This window comes from Propioniciclava tarda (assembly GCF_900182665.1).
GTDB lineage: Bacteria > Actinomycetota > Actinomycetes > Propionibacteriales > Propionibacteriaceae > Propioniciclava > Propioniciclava tarda.
The window spans coordinates 22,273-38,953 of record NZ_FXTL01000004.1; the positions used below are offsets into that span (position 1 = coordinate 22,273).

The following is a 16,681-nucleotide window of genomic DNA, read 5'->3' on the forward strand; positions in this document are numbered from 1 at the left end:
AGCCTTCATAGAGTTGCGTCTATGAGCACCCTGGAAGATCTGCTGGGCATCAACGCGTCTTCTCCCAGCATGATCCGCGCGGAACTGCTGGCGGACAACGATCGCGCGCTCCTTCGGGGTCTCATCCAGGTTCGACGGGCGCGTGGCTTCTCCCAGGAAGCGGTAGGCGCCATCATGGGGATCACTCAGCCCTCGGTGGCCTCCTTTGAAGCGCACGATAGCAACCCCACCTTGGCTACGATCCGGCGCTACGCTCACGCCGTCGGCGCCCTCATAAAGCACGATGTCGAGATGGATGAGGGGCAGTTGCTCGACGATCAGACACGGGGAAACTGGGTAACGACCAGCATCAACGATCTCCCAGTACGTGACGTTGCGGAGCTCAGCCCACCGTCCGAGAACGTGGTCAGACTCCGAGCCGTTGGGGCCGCCGGGTTTCCAGTGGCGGAGCCTGCAGGACCCACAGACTTCGCCCTGGCCGCCTAGCCCCTCCCTCCACGCATGGACATCCAGGAACTCCTTCAAAGCGTCACCCTGAGGGATGTACGAACCATCCAGACTGAGGCGACCCTCAAGTTGCCTTCCACTCCTGACACTGGGTTGTCGGCGTTCGGAGACGTCACTTCCGCTGGTGAAATTGCCATCAATCTCAACCCCATCTCCTGGGGATCAGCGCTAGAGACATGGTTCAGGGCGGTCGTCGAGAGCGAACAGTTCAAGCTCGTGGCTGCAGTGGCCGTCTTGTATGACCGTGCCGATGACAGCCAGATCCCGGACGACGTCCGAATCGAGTTCACGGAGAAGGTCTCGATCATGGCGGCTTACCCCTACCTAAGGGTCTTGATTCAGGGCCTCGCTGCGGATCTACGCCTCGGCACGATGACTTTGGACGTCCTCAGACAGGGCCAGTTCAAAGTTGACGCGCCATCCAACCCCGCCACTCCAATCGAACCGAGCACTGACTAGAACCGTGACATCCCAGCCCCACCGCCAATTTCTGGCGGGGCCGTCTCCCGCTGGGAGGGTTCTTGGCCTGGTCGTCTGTTCACTCCGAGATCACCCGGACAGTCACAATCGGTCGATAGAGCGCGCTACATGCCTGGTCCTAATGCGTACCCGGAACTCATCGACAATCAGACGGTTGTGCGTTCCCACCGGCATCTCGTCCGTCGGCCGGCTCATCGCCCACCAACTGCCAGCTCCAGGACAACGAAGTCCAGGCCGCCGGCCGGCGCCGTGTGGAACATGCCGTCCACGTCGTCGGGATCCACACGCAAGATGCGCCCGGACCTGTACGCGTGCAGCGCCCCCTTCGAGATCCGCCGCCGCAACGTCTTGATGCTGACGCCCGTCCGATCGGACGCCGCCGCCAAAGTCTCGTACCGCCTTGCCATCGCTCCTCCTTGACTGGAATCAAGGCGCAACAGCAGCAGGGGAACGTTCCTCGACGCGTACCCCTGGTGTGACGAACTGGTTCCCTCGTGGGGGAACGAAGTTCAACTCAGTTGGCCCGCTGGCGTCCGTGGGAATTGCGATGCGGAGGCCTCGCGAGCCCGGTGTAACAGAGCTGCGAAGGCGTCCCGAAGCTGTTCGGGCTCGACCTCGGATATGTCGGCGTCGAAGGTCGCGTACAGGCCGGCGACGCCGGCCCAGGACCAACCTCCGAGCGTGAGTCGGCATCGGGTGGCGTCGACGGGCTCGACGACGGAGCCGCCTGGGGCCCACTGCGCCGCCACGGATGCCGGAAGGTCGATGACTGCTGAACCGAGGCATTGCCAGTGTGCTGGCGTGTCCCCTCGATCGGCGTTGTGGGTGACGTAGGCGACGATGTCGTCCTGCGGCAGGGGCCGCGGAGTGAACGACGGGCCGGGGTGGGTGCGCGGACGTATCCGCTCGATGCGAAGAATTCGCCAGGCCTGGACGCCGAGGTCGAAGCAGACGAGGTACCACCGGCCGGCCCAGACCAGGACGTGGTAGGGCTCGACCTGTCTCGGGGGCGAGGCATGCCCGGCGTCCACCGGTTCGTAGTCGATCGCGAGGATCTGACGGTTGCGCAGCGCCGACCCGACGGCTCTCAGGGTGGACGCACTGATGGGCGGCGCCGAGAACTCCCAGTAGTTCCTCAGGGCGGTGACCTGAAGATCGTCCGTCGTGGTCCGCAGCCGGGCGGGCATGACTTGGCGCAAAGTGGTGAGCGCGCGGGCCAACGACTCGTCCATGCCGGCGATGCTCGCGGGGGCAGTCTGCAGCGCCAAGGCGATCGCGATGGCTTGGTCGTCGTCCAGCACCAAGGGTGGAAGCTTGCTGCCCGCGCCAAGCCGGTAGCCGCCGCCCGGGCCCCGGACCGAATCGATGGGGTAACCCAGATCGCGCAGCGTCTCGATGTCGCGGCGAAGCGTCCTCGTCGTGATCTCGAGGCGGCCCGCCAGGGCTTCTGCCTGCCATTCCTGTCGTGCCTCTAGCAGTGACAGTAGCGTCAGAACCCGCGCGGACGACTGTGCCACGCGTCCACGATGACACGAATAGCGGACATTCGGCGTCCACAACCCCCAGCACAGTGCCGTTCATGGCACACGCACCTCTCCCGCAAGCGACCGCTTCGGCAGCCGTACCCCGCGCTCAAACTGGCTGGACGCTCCTCGTCGTCCTGCTCGCCTCCTTCATGGACCTCGTCGACGCGACGATCGTGGTCGTCGCCGCCCCAGCGATCGTCCGCGATCTGGGCGCGACCCCCGCCCAACTCCAATGGGTCCTCGCCGCCTACACGTTTGCGCTGGGATCGGGCCTGATCACCGGCGGACGCATCGGCGACGACTACGGGCATCGCCGCGTCCTGCTGGGCAGCCTGACCGCGTTCGCCGTGGCGTCCGCGCTGTGCGCGCTGGCACCGACGGCGCCCCTGCTGATCGGGGCGCGCGTCCTGCAGGGGGTCGCCGCCGGCCTGTTGGTGCCGCAAACCCTCGGCATCATCCGGTCCTGTTTCGACGCCGCTGGTCAGGCAAAAGCATTCGGCGCTTTCGGCGCCACCCAAAGCCTGGCCGCCGTCGTCGGCCCGCTGCTCGGCGGCTTCCTGGTCATCGCGAACCTGGGTGGCCTCGGCTGGCGGACCATCTTCTGGGTCAACCTGCCCGTCGCCGCCCTGGCCCTGCTGATCGGCCTCCGCGTCCTGCCGCAGTCGCGGCAACCCCAAACCACAAGACTGGACGCCGTCGGCGCGGCCCTCGCCGCGGCGTCCGTGGTGTTGGTGCTCCTGCCGATCGTGCAGGGACGCGACTGGGGCTGGCCGACTTGGGGATGGGTGATCCTCGCCTGCGGCGTCCTGCTGTTCGTGGCCTTTCTCGCCTACGAGCGGCGACTCGCCGCAGCGGGCGGTGCCCCTATCCTCGACCCCGCCCTGCTGCGCAACCGCACGTTCAGCCTCGGCCTGGTGGCGTCCCTGCTGTTCTTCGGGGGCATCGGCGGCTTCTTCCTCACCCGGTCGATCTACCTGCAGCAAGGCACGGGACGCACCGCCTGGGACACCGGCCTCATCATGCTGCCGTACGCCCTCGGGTCCATCATCACCTCCGGGATCGGCATCGCCTCGGCGCCAAACTCGGCCGCCAACTGCTCGTTGCCGGCGCGCTCACCCTCGCAGCCGCACACCTGTTGACCTGGTTCCTCGTCAAGGACGGGACCGACCCGGGCACCTGGCCTCTTGCCGGAGCACTCTTCCTCGGTGGCCTCGGCCTGGGCCTCACGGCCCCCATCCTGCTCAGCACCATCCTCGCCGGCGTCCCCGGACGCTCAGCCGGCACCGCCAGTGGCGTCCTCACCAGCATCACTCAGTTCGGTGGCGCGGTCGGCATCGCCGCCCTGGGAACCATCTACTTCAACACCCTCGCCAGCAACACCGGCGCCCCGAACACCCTTCACGCGCACGCGTTCGCCAACGTGCTCGCACCGTGGGAAGTCGCCTGCTACCTCATCGCCGCGCTTCTGGTCGCCAACCTGCGAGCCCAACCTGCCAACGGAGCGAATTGATCCGCGCTGTCTTGTTAGTAACAAACGTTAGTGACTAACATGAAGGGGTGATATCGACCGAGGGAACACCAGACCGGATCAGACGCGTGGCGCTGCAACTGTTCACCGAGCAGGGCTTCGACGCGACGCCCGTCGCTGCCGTCGCCGCTGCGGCGGGGGTGTCGCACATGACGTTCTTCCGGCACTTCCCCACGAAGGAGTCCGTGGTCGTCGTCGACGTCTTCGATCCCGCGATCGCAGCTGCGGTGGCTGCTCAGCCCAGGTCGTCGACGCCGCTGGCGCGAGCCGTCCGAGGGTTAGCCGCCGCGATGGACTCGCCGGAGGCCCTCGCCGAGTTCGCCTCGGTCGAGTTTCGTCAGCGGGTGGCGTTGGCGGCATCCACAACGAGCCTGCGAGCGGCACTGTGGGCCTCCGGCCGAGAGACCGAGGACGCCGTCGCGCACGCGCTCATCGACGGCGCGGCGAGCGTCGAGGACGCCCGAGCGGCGGCCGGAGCTCTGCTGGGGGCGGCGACCGCGGTGCTGTTGTCTTGGGCGTCTGGACCTTCGGACGCCGACCCGTCGGCTTTGCTGAAGACTGGCCTGCTCGGCCTTATCGGGGACCCGTCGTGACGACTGCGCTTGCGGTGGATGGCGTCCGCCGTGATCTGAAGGGACGGCGGGTCCTGAACGGACTCGACCTATTCCTAGACGCAGGCGAGTGCCGTGCGATCGTCGGGTTGAACGGCGCCGGGAAGACGACCGCACTGCGGGTCATGCTGGGCATGCTGCGCCCGGACGCCGGCACCGTCACAATCCTGGGCACTCGGCTGCCCAGCGCCGACCGCAGCGTCTGGCGTTCGGTCGGGCACCTCGTCGAGACCCCGTTCTGCTACCCCGAGCTCACCGCCCGGCAGAACATCGAGGCATCCGCAGCCCTGCACGGCGCGAGTCGCGCGTCGGCGTCCACACGAATCGTTGAGCTCGCAGACCGCCTGATGCTGACCGCCTGGCTTGAGACGCCGGTGCGGCGGCTGTCCCTCGGCACGCGGCAGAAGGTCGGGCTCGCGGCCGCGTTGGTCCACGCGCCGCGGCTGATCGTGCTCGACGAGCCCACCAACGGGCTCGACCCGCTCGCCGTCGTCGCCCTCCGTACCCTGATTGCTGACGCCACCCGCGACGGGGCGGCGGTGTTGGTCACTAGCCACCACTTCGACGAACTCGCCCGCCTCGCCGACCGGGTCGATGTCCTTCACCACGGACGCATCATCGACACCCTCACCCCGGACGGACCAGACCTCGAGCAGAGGTTCTTCAACACCGTCCTCGCCGCTGACACCGCGGCGGTCTCGGCATGAGCATCTTCGGCACCGTTCTCGCGTTCGAGGCCCGCAAGCTCCTCGGCGCGACCGTGACCCGCGTCGCCACCCTCGCCTCCCTGGGACTCGTCACCATCACCACCGCCGGCGGGTACGCCGCCGCCCAAGCCGGACCAGCCAGCCAACTCGGACGAAAAGCGTCCGGCCTGGTCGACGCGCCCGGCTGGGCTGGCTACACCGGACTGGCCGCCACCAGCGTCGGGATCACCACCCTGCTCGCCGTCGGCATCGTCATGGCCTGGACCGCCGGACGCGAGTTCACCGACAACACCATCGTCGGCCTGTTCGCCTTGCCAGCCGCACCAGCCACCATCGCCTGCGCCAAAATCGCCGCCGCCATCGGCTGGGCCGTTGCGCTCGCCGCGGCCGAAGGCGTCCTGGTCGCTGGCATCGGCCTCCCACTCGGACTCTCCGCCGCGAACGCACCGGTAGCCGCAGCGACGGTCGCACTCGTCGGAGCGCTGCTCGGCGTGGCCGCCCTGCCCGTCATGTGGATCGCGACCCTCGGACGCGGCTACCTCGCCGGCATCAGCGCCACTCTCGCCCTCGTCATCGTCACTAACATCGCCGTCGGCTTCGGCCTTGGCATCGCCATCCCTTGGGCCATTCCCGTCCTCTGGGCCACCCCCAACGCCGGCATCCCAACGGTCAGCCTCCTACTCCCAGTTGCCGCGGCCCTAGCCGGCGCAACGCTCACCGCCCACTCCTGGACGCGACTCCAACTCGGCGATCGCTAGCGGTCCCTTGGAGAGTCACAATCGCCCTGGCCCGAGGGCACCCGGTTCCTGTCACCCAGGGAACTGAGGGGATCGGAGGCCTTGAACCAGACGTGGCGTCAGGTCCTATGGTCAAAGTCATGGACGACAAAGACTCGGACGGCTTCTCAAGAGTCGAGAGCGTACGTGTAGGGGAGCTCTCTGTGAGGACCGGACTCACCATCAGGACCCTGCACTACTACGAAGAATTGGGCCTCGTGACTCCCGACAGGACTACGTCTGGCCATCGTATTTACGGTAGCGAACAGGTCCAGCTGCTCTATCGAGTCCAACTCCTTCGTGCCCTGGGACGATCTCTAGCGGAGATTGCGCAAATCACTGCGTCCCCTGAGTGGGATCCGGCGAGCTACACCAGAACCAGGATCGCGGAGTTGGACGCCCACGTGGCCAATACTCTGCGACTGCGCGACCGACTGGATGCCGCTCTTCATGACCCGGGCATCCACGATGACACCTCCGCCCTACTCGACACCCTGAAGGAATTGGTGATGACCATTAGCCCAGTCCTCCGACGCATTCCCACCCTCGTCTATCGGGATGTCGCCGCCGCTCGTGAGTATCTCGTCCGAGTCTTCGGGTTCGAGTCGGGCCGCCTAGACACCGACGACCAGGGCATCGCGATCCACGCAGAGGTCACGGCTGGCGACGGTGTGATCTGGCTCCACCGCGTCGCCCCGGAGTTCGGACTTGAGTCTCCGGCCAAACTCGGCGCCGAGACGGCCGGGATGTCAGTCATTGTCGACGACGTTGACGCGCACCACACACGCGCAGTAGCGCAGGGTGCAACGATCGATTACCCACCGGTTGACCAACCCTACGGCTATCGCGAATACGCCGTCCGAGACCTAGATAGCCGCCTCTGGGCCTTTATGACACCCATCCAGTGAATGGACTGGGGCCACGCGCAAGATCCGCCCGGACGTTCAGCGCTCCCACTCGAGAGCCGCCCAGGCAACGTCTTGATGCTGGCGCCGGTCCCACCAGACGCCGCCGCCAACGTCTCGTGGATCAAGGCGCTACAGCAGCAAGGGAACGTTCCTCGACGCGTACCCCTACCGGAGGTGTTCGTCGGCGAATTCGACTACGGCTCGGACGACATCGGCGAAAGCCAGCGGGAGGTGCGCCCCGTCCGGCCCCAAATTGGCTCGATAGGACGCGTACGTACCCGCACGGGCCGTGGCCAGATCACCGATTGCGTCGGACAGTGGCATCAGTTGGACTCCCCGGAAGGCAGCAGTGGCGATGAGAGCGGCGCGCAACTCGTCGCGATCGATGTGCTCGTCTCGAGTGAGGGTGAAGATGTCGACAAAGTCCCTGACCCGGGTGTTGGCGGCCCTCAGATCGATCGCAGTCACCAACTTCTCCGCCAGGACCGTGGCCAGCGGGTAGCCCAGGATGCGCACCGGCGGGAACCCCGGCCGCAACGCGGGCAGTTGGATCAGTTGCGGCCCCGGCGTCACCGGGTCACCGAAGTTCACGTCGAGTTGGAGCTTGACTCGGGCCGTCGCAAGTTGGGCGTCCATCAGAACCCGGACGCCCGCGTAGAGCGCATCATCGCGGATGACCGACGCCCGAACCGTGTCGGTCAGAAACTCCACCCCGTCGTCCCCCGGGATGGCCGCCACCTCGACGACCCGGGCCATCACCGACTCGACATCGCTGGCCAGATTCTGCGCCAAGGCGTCGGCGTCCGATGTTGGCCGTCGATGACCGAACGCGGCCAGCAGCATCCCGCCTTTGAGGACGAAATCGCCGGCATACGGCGATCGACTCAGCCGTTCCCACCAGCGTTCAACCACGTACATCGTGAGTAGTTCCTGCGTGCCGCGCCTTTCGCGCCGGGCTCTGTTCTGCAGGTCCAGATAGGCGCGCCCGGCGGCAGTCGCCTCTGTCGGGCCACTCATCGCGCCATCGCCACATCGAGCGCCAACCGCATTGGTCCGAGCACGTCGAGCGCCTCGGCGTAGCGCAGGAGGTCAGCCGGACGCGCCACCCCGGCAGCCAGCGCTCTGGTCAAGGCGCCGTGCGCGAGCGGCTCTCCGAACCGATGCCGCAGGCGCATCAAATCCACGACCGTCCGGGCCGGGTCGTACACCCGCACCCACTCCCCGGGAGCCGCCTCGACCCGCGACAAGCCCAACTCAAACGTCGCCTTGGCGAACCGCAACACCTGCGTCGGCGGGAAGTCGATCCGAGGCGGATAGCTATTGACCGGCACCGCGATCTGCACCGCTGGTGGCAGCTCGTCCGTCAACTCATGAACCGCCGCCGCCGACACACAACACACGATGGACGCCGTCGCCCGAGTGCTCACTGCCAAGAGATCGGGGTACGTGGCCAGTGGCGCATCGCCGCGCCGGAACACCCCTCGGGACAGTTCAACCACGTCACCGCTGTCGCGCCAGGCGTAGAGCTCCCGCGGATGTACTCCTAAGCCCAGCGCGGCCTTTGTCGTGAAGGTCGACGGCAGATCTCTCAGGAGCTCCATGGATAAATACCATACAGGATGAACCTTTACGTGAGCGGATTTTATCCAGAGACCGCTTGAGCTCACCGGTCACGTTCATCAGCGAGCAGGTCGTCGATTGAGGCGGCAGTGCGCAACTCGTGGCGAGGCAGCCCAGCCAGGTTTGAACCCGTCGATGTGCTCGCCGACGCATGATCGGCGAACTTTTCCACCCACGCCCTCTGGCCATCGGTGTCCGGCACCTCAACGCCCCTGGCCGTGCTGATGAGCGGCCAGGCTTCGCTCGGATGCATCCCTTCCAAACTCAATACGCAGGCCGCCAGGAGCGAAGCCCGACCGATGCCCGCGCGGCAGTGAATCGCGACCCCGTGGCCCAGCCCCAATTCGTGCAGCACCCGTCGAGCGACACCGTGGGTGGCTCCCACGCCCGGGACGCAGCGATTGGGCGTCGGTAGTCGAACCAGGCTGATGCCCGCTTGGGCGGCAGCCTCTTCCTCGTGCAGGAGGTCGAGCTCCCAGTCCTCCGCATCGGTCAACAGACTCACCACCATCACGATCCCCGCGTCGGCGAGGGCACGCATCTCGTCGGGCAGCGCATCACCACCGGCCGGCGCCGCCATCGTGGACAAGCGACCCGGTCCGGTGCGCTCGATGGTGAAGAGTCTGGGTCGAATCACGAACTCACCTCCCGCTCAGGGTGATGAGCGCCCGGACCCACGTCCGGACGCCGCCCGCCACCCAGCCGTCCAGCGGGCTCCGAAATCACTCCTGAAGTATGTACGCAGGTCGCTGCGGGGGCTCCGCCCGGGAGTGAGGTTCCGGGAAGCACAAACACACGTTCCCTGTTGAGTACCCCCTCACCCAGGAAGACCCCGGCACGCTCCCTCGCCTCCCCGCGCTCCTCTTACTCGGGATCGCCCGCTCCAGCCGACTCCTTCGCGATCTCGGACAGCCGCTCCGCGATCCGCTTGTCTGAGCCCTGGGTCGCGTGCTGGTACACCAGCGCCGCCGAGACGGTCGAGTGTCCGAGTCGCTGCATCAACTCCGCCAGCGTCGCTCCGGACGCCGCCGCCAGCGTCGCGCCCGTGTGTCGCAGGTCGTGGAATCGCAGATCCGGACGCCCCGCCGCCTCGCGCGCCTTCCGGAAATGCGACGAGTGGAACGTCGGCGCCCGGTACTGACCACCGCGCGTCGTCGGGAACAACAAGCCGTCCTTGCCCCACTGGGCATGCTTCTCGAGGTGCTCCTTGATCGCCTGGCCGATGTGCGGCGGGAAGGCCACCACCCGGACGCTGTCCGCCTTCGGCGCCGCGACCGTCTTGACGCCGTCGATCCACTGAACCGCCCGCCGAATCCGAATCACCCCCTCCTTCAGATCGATGTCGCCGCGCCTCAGTTCGGCCACCTCCCCGAATCGCAGCGCACACCAGGCCGCGAGCTCGATCATCAGCCGCAGCCGCTCCGGCATGGCCTCGACCAACCGCGCGAGCTCCTCCAGCGTCGCCGGCTCCCCGATGTGCCGCACCGGCTTCTTGATCCGCTCCCGACACGGGTTCCGATCGATGAGCTCGTCCTCGACGGCCGTCGCCAGCATCTCCTTCAACAGCGCGTACGCGTTCTGGTTCAGCCGCGGCGCGGACGGGTTCAGCTTCGTCAGCCACGCCCGGATCGTCGCAGGCGAGATGTCCTTCAGCCGCAGCTCCCCCAGCGTCGGCAAGATCAGCCGGCTCAGGTACCGCTTGTACTCGCTCTCCGTCTTCGGCTTCAGCTGACGGACGGCCACCCGCTGCGGCAGCCACTCCGCCGCGTACACCTTCAGGGTCTGCGTGGCGTCCAACTTCCGCATCGCCGCCCGCTGGGCCGGCGAGATCCACTGATCCCACTCGATCAACCGGCGCTCCGAACTCAGCCAGCCCTCGGCGTCCATCTTCGTCGTGAAGGTCTCGGGGGCCAGATGCCACATTCCATCCGGACCCGTGTACTTCGCCTGGTACCTCTTCGAAGGCAGTCGGCGGATCGCGCCGAACGACCGTCGTGCCGGGGTCACGGTCGCCACCTCAAACCGTCTTGAGCCCTCGTTTCGTGCAACATACGTGCAACATACGTGCAACTTCCAAGTCCCTCAGTGGCCATTGCTGACCACCACTGTCCACCCTGCTGAGCCCTCATACAGAAGCATAACCCCTAGTCAGCGAGGGTAAAACAGCAAGTACCCCGGTCCTCTGGACCGGGGTACTTTTCGGTGGGCCTAACTGGACTTGAACCAGTGACCTCTGCCTTATCAGGGCAGCGCTCTAACCGTCTGAGCTATAGGCCCGCGTGACGCGGATGCACCGGGTGGGAACTTTACTGCACCCCGAGCACCCGCCTCAAATCGCCGGACGCCTCCCGGGTCAGTCCTCGGCGAGGGTGAGCTCAAGCCCACCGAGGATGTTGGCCGACAGGTTGTACAAGAAGGCGAAGATCGTGGCCAGCGCGGTGAGGATCACGACGTTGATCACCGCGATCAGCGCCGTGACGGCCATGACCTTGTTGGTGTTGACGAAGTCCTCGAGCCGGACCTGGCTCTGGTCGTTCGGGCTCGCCAGCAGCGTCGTCAGGAAGCCGTTCAGCGTGTCGATCAGCCCGGACGCCCCGATCACCGACCACACCACATACACGGCGATCCACGACATGATCCCGAACGCGATCGAGAACAGGAACGACGTCTTCATCACCGACCACGGATCGATCCGCGAGATGCGGAGCCGCGCCCGCCGCGTCCGACGTTCTGCGGGCGCCTTGGCGCGCGCAGCCTTCTCAGGGGCGGGTGCATCCACCGGCGCCGGGGCGCTCACCGTCGGATTGCTCACTTCTCCTCCTCGCTGTCGGACGCCTCAGCCGCTGCGCTCACGTCGCTCGCCTCCTCGGCGATCGCCTCGACGTCCACCGCTTCCGCGTGGGCAAGGGTATCGTCCCCGTCGCCCGCTTCGGCAGCCGCCTCATCGTCGACCTTCGACTCGGGGTAGAGGGCGATGACGGCCACGGCGTCGTCCGGCTTCAACCCCACGAACTTCACGCCCATGGTGTCGCGTCCCTTGGCCGGGACGCCAGCAACCGCAGACCGAATGATCTGCCCGGAGGTCTTGATCGCGATGATCTCGTCTTCGGCCCGAACGACGAGGCCGCCGACCAGCGACCCGCGGTCCTCGTTCAGTTTCATGGCCTTGATGCCGAGCCCGCCGCGTCCCTGGACGCGGTACTCGCTGACGGCCGTCCGCTTCGCGAAGCCGCCGTCGGTCACGGTGAACACGAACTGTGAGTCCTCATCCACCGCCCGCTGGACGATCGCCATGCTCAGCAGCTCGTCGTCGGAGCGGAACTTCATGCCGGTCACGCCGGACGTCGCGCGTCCCATCGGACGCAGCTCAGAATCGGACGCCTGGAACCGGATCGCCTGCCCCTTGCGCGAGATCAACAGCACGTGATCGGACGCGTTGCACGTGATCGCACCGATCAGCTCGTCGTCGTCCTCGCGGAAGTTGATCGCGATCAGGCCGGCCTGCCGCGGCGAGTCGTACGCCGTGAGCTCGGTCTTCTTGACCAGGCCACGACGCGTCGCGAGCAGCAGGTACGGCTCGTCGGCGTACGTGCGAATGGTCAGCACCTGCGCGATCCGCTCGTCCGGCAGGAACGACAACAAGCCGGCCACGTGGCCCCCCTTGGCGTCGCGTCCGGCCTCGGGCAACTGCCACACCTTGAGCCGGTAGACGCGGCCCAGGTTCGTGAAGAACAGCAGCCAGTGGTGCGAGGACGTCGTGAAGAGGTGGTCGACCTCGTCGTCCGCCCGCAGCGTCGCCCCCCGGACGCCCTTGCCGCCGCGCCGCTGGACCCGGTACTGGTCGCTGCGCGTCCGCTTGGCGTAGCCGCCACGAGTGATCGTGACGACCATGTCCTCGTCGGGGATCAGGTCCTCGTCCGACAGGTCACCGTCGGCCGAGATGATCTTGGTGCGCCGCTCGTCGCCGTACTTGTCGGTGATCTCCTGCACCTCGTCGGCGACGATCTGCCGCTGCCGGGTCGGGTTGGCCAGGATGTCGGTGTAGTCCGCGATCAGTCGCTCGAACTCGGCCAGCTGGTCGACGGTCTTCTGCCGCTCCAGCGCCGCGAGGCGGCGCAGCTGCATGTCCAGGATCGCCTTCGCCTGCACCTCGTCGATGTCGAGCAGCTTCTGCAGCCGCTCGGACGCCTCGTCGGTCGTCCGCGACGAGCGGATCAGCGCGATCACCTCGTCCAGACGATCGAGCGCCTTGACCAGGCCGCGCAGGACGTGGGCCCGCGCCTCGGCGTCCGCCAAGCGGTAGGCCGTCCGACGCTGGATGACCTGGATCTGGTGCTTGATCCAGTAGGTGATGAACTGGTCGAGCCGCAGTGTGCGCGGCACCGAGTCGACGAGCGCCAGCATGTTGCAGCCGAACGTGTCCTGCAGCTGGGTGTGCTTGTAGAGGTTGTTCATGACGACGCGCGGCTGGGCGTCCCTCTTCAACACGATGCACAGGCGCTGGCCGGTCCGTGCGGACGAGTCGTCGCGCACGTCCGCGATGCCCGTCAGCTTGCCAGCGTTGACCAGCTCGGCGATCTTCATCGCGAGGTTGTCGGGGTTGCACTGGTGCGGCAGCTCGGTGACGACGAGCTGGGTGCGGCCCTTGGCGTCCTCCTCGATGGTGATGACCGCGCGCATGATGACGGAGCCGCGTCCGGTGCGGTAGGCGTCCTCGATGCCCTTCCGTCCGACGATCAGGGCGCCGTTGGGGAAGTCCGGACCCTTGATCCGCTCGATGCAGGCCTCAAGAATCTCTTCCTTGGACGCCTCCGGGTGCGCCAGCACCCACTGCACGGCGTCGTTGACCTCGCGCAGGTTGTGCGTCGGGATGTTGGTGGCCATGCCGACCGCGATGCCCGTCGAGCCGTTGACCAGCAGGTTGGGGAACCGCGCCGGCAGGACGACCGGCTCGACGTCCTTGTTGTCGTAGTTGGGCTGGAAGTCGACCGTGTCCTGGTCGATGTCGCGGACCATCTCCATGGCCAGCGGATCCATCCGGCACTCGGTGTAGCGCATGGCGGCCGCGCCGTCGTTGCCCGGCGAGCCGAAGTTGCCTTGGCCCTGCACGAGCTTGTGCCGCATCACCCACGGCTGCGCGAGGCGCACCAAGGTGTCGTAGATCGCCGTGTCGCCGTGCGGGTGGTACTTGCCCATCACGTCGCCGACGACGCGGCTGCACTTGTTCCAGCCACGGTCGGGCCGGTAGCCCCCGTCGTACATCGTGTAGATCACGCGGCGGTGCACGGGCTTGAGGCCGTCGCGGACGTCCGGCAGGGCGCGTCCGACGATGACGCTCATCGCGTAATCGAGGTAGCTCCGCTGGATCTCGTCGTTCAGGTCGATCTCCTCGACCCTGCCCTCCATGCCGCTCAGCGCGACCGGCTGGTCGTCCGCCGCTGCCGTCTCGGCACTATCGGACGCCGCGGCGTCCAGTTCGCCGTCGGTCGGCTCGCGCGACGCGTCCGGTCCCTGCGGGATGTCACTCATGCGTATGTGTCCTTGTCGTCAAACGAGAGATCGACTAGATGTCGAGGAAGCGGACGTCCTTGGCGTTGCGCTGGATGAACGAGCGGCGCTGCTCGACGTCCTCGCCCATCAGGATCGAGAACATCTCGTCGGCGGCCGCGGCGTCCTCGAGCGTGACCTGCAACAGGGTGCGCTGGTTCGGGTCCATGGTGGTGTCCCACAGGTCCGACGCGTTCATCTCGCCCAGGCCCTTGTAGCGCTGGATGGGGTTGACGTTCGGCAGCTTCTTGCCGGACGCCATGCCCTCGTCGCGCATCCGATCGCGCTGCTCATCGGTGTAGGCCAGCTCGTGCGGGGCGTTGGTCCAGCGCAGGCGGAACAGCGGCGGCTGGGCGAGGTAGATGAACCCGCCCGAGATCAGCGGCTTCATGAACCTGAACAGCAGCGTCAGCAAAAGCGTCCGGATGTGGGAGCCGTCGACGTCGGCGTCCGCCATCAACACGATCTTGTGGTAGCGCAGCTTGTCGACCTCGAAGTCCTCTTGGACGCCGGTGCCGAGGGCGTTGATGATCGCCTCGACCTCTTTGTTGGCGAGGATCTTGTCGAGGCGCGCCTTCTCGACGTTCAGGATCTTGCCGCGGATCGGCAGGATCGCCTGGGTGCGCGGGTCGCGTCCGCCCTTGGCGGAGCCGCCGGCGGAGTCGCCCTCGACGATGAACACCTCGCACTCGACCGGATTCCGGGACGAGCAGTCGGCCAGCTTGCCGGGCAGGCCGCCGCCCGACAGCAGGCCCTTGCGGTTACGGGCCATGTCGCGCGCCTTGCGCGCGGCGAGCCGCGCCTGGGACGCCGCCTGCGCCTTGCGGATGATGTCGCGACCCTCGGACGGGTTCTTCTCGAACCAGTCGCCGAGCAGGTCGTTCACCACGCGCTGGACGAAGCCCTTGACCTCGGTGTTGCCCAGCTTGGTCTTGGTCTGGCCCTCGAACTGCGGCTCGGCGATCTTGACCGAGATGATGGCGGTCAGGCCCTCGCGAATGTCGTCGCCACTAGGGCGATCCTCCGGCTTCTTGATCATGCCCCACTGCGCGCCCCAGCGGTTGACCGTGTTGGTCAGCGCCGCCCGGAAGCCCTCCTCGTGGGTGCCGCCCTCGTGGGTGTTGATGGTGTTGGCGAAGGTGTGCACCGACTCCGAGTAGGACGAGTTCCACTGCATGGCGACCTCGACGGCCAGCTGCGCCTCGTTGTTCACCGCGTCGATGGCGATGACGGTCGGGTTGATCGTCTCCTTGGAGCCCGTCAGGTACTTCACGTAGTCGATGAGGCCGTCGTCGTAGCGGTAGGACACCTCGCGCGTCTCGGTCGGCGCGTCGACGAAGTCGTCGTCGTCGGACGCCGTCTCGGACGGCCGCCGGTCGATCAGGTTGATGCGCAGGCCCTTGTTGAGGAAGCACATCTCCCGGAAGCGGGTCGCCAGCGTGTCCCAGTTGTAGTGCGTGGTCTCGAAGATCTTCGGCGACGCGTGGAACGAGATCGTGGTGCCGACCTGGTCGTCCGGGCCGAGGGGCTCGAGCCGCTTGAGGTCGTAGCTGGGCTCGCCGAGCACGAATTCCTGGCGCCAGTGGTAGCCGTCGCGGCGGACGTCCACCTGGAAGTGGTCCGAGAGCGCGTTGACTACGGACGCCCCCACGCCGTGCAGTCCGCCGGAGACCTTGTAGCCGCCGTTGCCGAACTTGCCGCCTGCGTGCAGCACGGTCAGCGCCAGCGTCACGGCCGGGATCTTCTCGGTGGGGTGCATGTCGACCGGGAACCCGCGTCCGTTGTCGGTCACGCGGACGCCGTCGCCGGGCAGCAGCTCGATGTCGATGGTGTCGCAGTAGCCGGCCAGGGCCTCGTCGACGGAGTTGTCGACGATCTCGTACACGAGGTGGTGGAGGCCCCGCTCGCCGGTCGACCCGATGTACATGCCCGGACGCTTCCGGACGGCCTCGAGGCCCTCCAGGACCTGGATCGCACTGGCGTCGTAGTTGCCCTCTTCGACGGCCGTCGACGACGTGCCGCGCACGTCCTCGTAGGTGCCGGCCACGGCTTGCGCTTCGCTCACTGATTCTCTTCCTACGCCACGGCGCCGCTTGGGCCGAGGATGGCCCAGGCGGCGTTCACAGACCTGGTTACTCTACCGGATCACCGAAAATTTCCGGTCACCGGACGCGCCCGCATGGCCCTCAACGGCGTCCGGACGCCTCTAGGACGCCCGAACAGGGGCTCTCATAGGTCCTCCCATGCGCGGCGGGCCCTCAGGGGCTCCTCTGATCGAATCTCGCAGCCATCGCCGCCTCCTTCCTCCTCGCCTCGCGCACACAGGAGGCGGGGCGTTGCAGATCGACCTCGACCCTGTGGATCACCCCCTGCCCAAGGCTGGCTGCTTCACGACGGCTCCCTCCGACAGAACGAGCCACATCATGGCGGTACTGGCGCACCGACTCACCTCGGTATCGCTGCCCGTATCC

General features: G+C 66.8%; 17 protein-coding genes and 1 tRNA gene. 8 read left to right on the plus strand and 10 right to left on the minus strand.

Annotation, left to right across the window (positions count from 1 at the left end):
• Positions 1-21: 21 nt before the first annotated feature.
• Both FN821_RS04785 and FN821_RS04790 read left to right on the plus strand, forming a co-directional pair.
• Positions 22-486 carry a helix-turn-helix domain-containing protein gene (locus FN821_RS04785; RefSeq protein WP_131171423.1) on the plus strand — a complete coding sequence of 155 codons (465 nt, stop codon included), beginning with the start codon at positions 22-24 and terminating at the stop codon, positions 484-486.
• Positions 487-501: 15 nt separating this feature from the next.
• Positions 502-966, plus strand: coding sequence for a hypothetical protein (locus FN821_RS04790; RefSeq protein ID WP_131171424.1), 465 nt, complete (start codon positions 502-504; stop codon positions 964-966).
• Between the two features lie 212 nt (positions 967-1,178).
• Here the strand turns inward: FN821_RS04790 and FN821_RS04795 are convergent, their stop codons facing one another.
• Both FN821_RS04795 and FN821_RS04800 read right to left on the minus strand, forming a co-directional pair.
• The gene (locus tag FN821_RS04795; protein ID WP_206661993.1) at positions 1,179-1,394 is read right to left on the minus strand and encodes a helix-turn-helix domain-containing protein; all 216 of its coding nucleotides are present in this window, start codon (positions 1,392-1,394) and stop codon (positions 1,179-1,181) included.
• 102 nt (positions 1,395-1,496) lie between these two features.
• Positions 1,497-2,504, minus strand: coding sequence for a helix-turn-helix transcriptional regulator (locus FN821_RS04800; RefSeq protein ID WP_131171425.1), 1,008 nt, complete (start codon positions 2,502-2,504; stop codon positions 1,497-1,499).
• Positions 2,505-2,566: 62 nt separating this feature from the next.
• Between FN821_RS04800 and FN821_RS04805 the strand changes: the two genes are divergently transcribed.
• The 6 genes from FN821_RS04805 (at position 2,567) to FN821_RS04825 (ending at position 7,043) form a co-directional block, all read left to right on the plus strand.
• Positions 2,567-3,652 carry an MFS transporter gene (locus tag FN821_RS04805; protein WP_206661994.1) on the plus strand — a complete coding sequence of 362 codons (1,086 nt, stop codon included), beginning with the start codon at positions 2,567-2,569 and terminating at the stop codon, positions 3,650-3,652.
• Positions 3,649-4,023: an MFS transporter gene (locus FN821_RS14435; protein ID WP_206661995.1), complete on the plus strand. Its 375-nt coding sequence runs from the start codon at positions 3,649-3,651 to the stop codon at positions 4,021-4,023. Before FN821_RS04805 ends, FN821_RS14435 begins: the two co-directional genes overlap by 4 nt.
• A gap of 86 nt (positions 4,024-4,109) precedes the next feature.
• Positions 4,110-4,634, plus strand: a complete 525-nt coding sequence (locus FN821_RS04810; protein ID WP_221929112.1) for a TetR family transcriptional regulator — start codon at positions 4,110-4,112, stop codon at positions 4,632-4,634.
• A 14-nt stretch (positions 4,635-4,648) separates the two neighbouring features.
• Positions 4,649-5,359 carry an ABC transporter ATP-binding protein gene (locus tag FN821_RS04815; protein WP_280525918.1) on the plus strand — a complete coding sequence of 237 codons (711 nt, stop codon included), beginning with the start codon at positions 4,649-4,651 and terminating at the stop codon, positions 5,357-5,359.
• Positions 5,356-6,117: an ABC transporter permease gene (locus FN821_RS04820; protein WP_131171427.1), complete on the plus strand. Its 762-nt coding sequence runs from the start codon at positions 5,356-5,358 to the stop codon at positions 6,115-6,117. Before FN821_RS04815 ends, FN821_RS04820 begins: the two co-directional genes overlap by 4 nt.
• 119 nt (positions 6,118-6,236) lie before the next feature.
• Positions 6,237-7,043, plus strand: coding sequence for a MerR family transcriptional regulator (locus FN821_RS04825; protein ID WP_131171428.1), 807 nt, complete (start codon positions 6,237-6,239; stop codon positions 7,041-7,043).
• Between the two features lie 165 nt (positions 7,044-7,208).
• Here the strand turns inward: FN821_RS04825 and FN821_RS04830 are convergent, their stop codons facing one another.
• From FN821_RS04830 to gyrB, 8 genes are all read right to left on the minus strand, one after another.
• Entirely contained in the window at positions 7,209-8,060 is an 852-nt protein-coding gene (locus tag FN821_RS04830; protein ID WP_131171429.1) for a nucleotidyl transferase AbiEii/AbiGii toxin family protein, read from the minus strand.
• The gene (locus tag FN821_RS04835) at positions 8,057-8,644 is read right to left on the minus strand and encodes a type IV toxin-antitoxin system AbiEi family antitoxin domain-containing protein (protein ID WP_131171430.1); all 588 of its coding nucleotides are present in this window, start codon (positions 8,642-8,644) and stop codon (positions 8,057-8,059) included. The genes FN821_RS04830 and FN821_RS04835 overlap by 4 nt, the downstream gene beginning before the upstream one ends.
• Before the next feature lie 62 nt (positions 8,645-8,706).
• On the minus strand, positions 8,707-9,300 hold the full coding sequence (locus FN821_RS04840) for a protein-tyrosine phosphatase family protein (protein ID WP_180319736.1): 594 nt from the start codon (positions 9,298-9,300) through the stop codon (positions 8,707-8,709).
• A 227-nt stretch (positions 9,301-9,527) separates the two neighbouring features.
• Positions 9,528-10,670: a tyrosine-type recombinase/integrase gene (locus tag FN821_RS04845; RefSeq protein WP_206661997.1), complete on the minus strand. Its 1,143-nt coding sequence runs from the start codon at positions 10,668-10,670 to the stop codon at positions 9,528-9,530.
• 196 nt (positions 10,671-10,866) lie between these two features.
• Positions 10,867-10,940 (minus strand) — tRNA-Ile (locus FN821_RS04850).
• Between the two features lie 76 nt (positions 10,941-11,016).
• Entirely contained in the window at positions 11,017-11,475 is a 459-nt protein-coding gene (locus tag FN821_RS04855; RefSeq protein WP_131171431.1) for a DUF3566 domain-containing protein, read from the minus strand.
• Positions 11,472-14,069, minus strand: coding sequence for a DNA gyrase subunit A (gene gyrA / locus FN821_RS04860; RefSeq protein WP_241660108.1), 2,598 nt, complete (start codon positions 14,067-14,069; stop codon positions 11,472-11,474). The genes FN821_RS04855 and gyrA overlap by 4 nt, the downstream gene beginning before the upstream one ends.
• Before the next feature lie 157 nt (positions 14,070-14,226).
• Entirely contained in the window at positions 14,227-16,275 is a 2,049-nt protein-coding gene (gyrB, locus tag FN821_RS04865; protein ID WP_131171433.1) for a DNA topoisomerase (ATP-hydrolyzing) subunit B, read from the minus strand.
• Positions 16,276-16,681 lie beyond the last annotated feature (406 nt).

What these genes read in the sequence shown, in the direction of transcription:
- FN821_RS04795 (WP_206661993.1), bottom strand. Translation starts at nt 1,394, where the DNA reads ATGGCAAGGCGGTACGAGACTTTGGCGGCGGCGTCCGATCGGACGGGC.
- gyrA (WP_241660108.1), bottom strand. Translation starts at nt 14,069, where the DNA reads ATGGAGGGCAGGGTCGAGGAGATCGACCTGAACGACGAGATCCAGCGG.
- FN821_RS04790 (WP_131171424.1), top strand. Translation starts at nt 502, where the DNA reads ATGGACATCCAGGAACTCCTTCAAAGCGTCACCCTGAGGGATGTACGA.
- FN821_RS04805 (WP_206661994.1), top strand. Translation starts at nt 2,567, where the DNA reads ATGGCACACGCACCTCTCCCGCAAGCGACCGCTTCGGCAGCCGTACCC.
- FN821_RS04820 (WP_131171427.1), top strand. Translation starts at nt 5,356, where the DNA reads ATGAGCATCTTCGGCACCGTTCTCGCGTTCGAGGCCCGCAAGCTCCTC.
- FN821_RS04825 (WP_131171428.1), top strand. Translation starts at nt 6,237, where the DNA reads ATGGACGACAAAGACTCGGACGGCTTCTCAAGAGTCGAGAGCGTACGT.
- FN821_RS04830 (WP_131171429.1), bottom strand. Translation starts at nt 8,060, where the DNA reads ATGAGTGGCCCGACAGAGGCGACTGCCGCCGGGCGCGCCTATCTGGAC.
- FN821_RS04835 (WP_131171430.1), bottom strand. Translation starts at nt 8,644, where the DNA reads ATGGAGCTCCTGAGAGATCTGCCGTCGACCTTCACGACAAAGGCCGCG.
- FN821_RS04785 (WP_131171423.1), top strand. Translation starts at nt 22, where the DNA reads ATGAGCACCCTGGAAGATCTGCTGGGCATCAACGCGTCTTCTCCCAGC.